This is a genomic window from Pseudomonas sp. RL_105y_Pfl2_101 (assembly GCF_963970585.1).
Taxonomy (GTDB): Bacteria; Pseudomonadota; Gammaproteobacteria; order Pseudomonadales; family Pseudomonadaceae; genus Aquipseudomonas.
Genome location: NZ_CAXAPG010000109.1, coordinates 1 through 1880 on the forward strand (window position 1 = coordinate 1; position 1880 = coordinate 1880).

Genomic DNA, 1880 nt, shown 5'->3' on the forward strand with positions numbered 1-1880 from the left:
GAGGCGATCTTCTACTTCCACACCAACCTGGCCGGGCTGCCGGAACAGCTGACCGATACGGACGGCCACACGGTGTGGCACAGCGAGTACCAGGCCTGGGGCAGGACGCGGGACGAGTGGCATGATCAACAACCGGGACGTGAGCAGAACCTGCGGTTTCAGGGGCAGTACCTTGACCGCGAAACCGGGCTGCACTACAACACCTTCAGGTTTTTTGATCCGGATGTGGGGCGGTTTACCCAGCCGGATCCGATTGGGTTGGCGGGTGGGCTGAACCTCTATCTGTATGCGCCGAATTCGACGGGGTGGGCAGATCCGCTTGGTTTAACCACTGACAAGGTCTTTGAGTCATATGAACAGGCTAGAAATGCGGCTTTGAAATGGCTTGAGAAGCGAGGATTCCGGGCAGAGAAGGAAACACTAGGGCGCTTTGGAGATATAAAGGGAACGCCGATTGGAATGCGGACGGCTAATGGAAAAGTAGGTTTCAGAGTTGAGTTTGACGATAGAAACAAGGCTCACATCAACACTTGGGCAGGCAAGGAAAAAGGCCCCCACTTCACTTTCAACTCAACAACATCAATTGTTTCCAGAATACAAAAAACATTCAGCAAGCTTAGTCGCTCACTTTCATGCAGAGTATAAAAATAATGTCATACGACCTTGATCTTATCGAATCCTGCAAAAAGGCAGAAATACAAATCAACGCGCTACATTCGCTAGAACAATATTTAGAAATAATTGACCAAAAGTATCCAACAATAGGCGGCCGAATAGACCTCTCCTCGCTCCCGGACTACAAATACTCTAGAGCAAACCCTGAAAATATCCACCTAGACTATTGCAACTTTGTAAAATCCATACCCAATTTAGATGACGATGACTCGGAGATAATTTATATAGGAGACAGCCTTACAGATCACGCCTACACTGTAAAAAGCTCTGACCTACAAGCGTTCCTGTGCGCCATTGTCGACATCCCCCAATCCCACTACCTATTCCGCAGCGACTTTTCTTGGTGCATCAACCTATCATTTGAAAATGACATGGAATTTGCGCGACTTAGCGCCTAACAAAATTTAATTATCAACGCAGCTACTCCCGACGATGATCGCAATAGTACCCAGTAGCCGCCCGCTGCACCTGAGCAATGAGAACCGCGAACGCACTGCTTCGAATGGGATGCGCTTCACCGCCTGCTGGCCCAGCAGGATCTGGATGGTAGCGGGCGCATTTACCAGTACGACCCGTTGGGCGAGGTCATGGGTATCCACCATATCCCTGCACCGCTCGCCGAACCGGAGCTGGAGGCTAAATATTGCAAGCGGCGTTCACCCCGAACTGGAACGGCTCATCATGGTATTTAAAGCAGCTTTACTCGACAAACCTGCTCCTGGCTGGAAGCGCGATCTGCCGGGGCCAAGCGAGTCGCCCTCTATTGAACCGTACCCTCCAGTACTCTCGAATCCGCCTAATCATGTTGACAATGTGTATCTTGAACTAGCGCGCGCTACAGTGAGAGTTCGTGGCGTAGGCATTTGGTGTGCCGCATTCATGTTTGCAATGGCATTGTCCTTAGCAATGTTCCTAATAATGATCCACGCCAGTTCTCCAACCCCTTCGTCTTTGCTATCCAAAATATTGGAGCTCGTCCCGATAGGTATCGGCATGTGGCTAGGTATTTATTTTTGGCGAATGGACGTTGCCCCTCCCCGTGACGGACTCAGGCCCTTCAGCCGCACCGCCTGGGGCGTACGGACCGAAGTCTATGACTGGGATGATCTGCGCGCCGAAGCTTGCAGCGTATACGGCCCCCTGGGCAGTGGCGGCCTCATCGAAACCGTCACCCTCGCCGTGGTGAAACCTGGCACCCACCACGT

The 1880-nt window shown here is 51.8% G+C and carries 1 protein-coding gene and 1 pseudogene; both read left to right on the top strand.

Annotated elements, in window-relative coordinates:
• Nucleotides 1-645 (top strand): RHS repeat-associated core domain-containing protein (locus AACY31_RS28620; RefSeq protein WP_339505629.1); only part of this gene is annotated, 645 nt, incomplete at its 5' end.
• A 1050-nt stretch (nt 646-1695) separates the two neighbouring features.
• Nucleotides 1696-1880 (top strand): annotated as a pseudogene (locus tag AACY31_RS28625) (DUF6708 domain-containing protein); the annotation flags it as partial.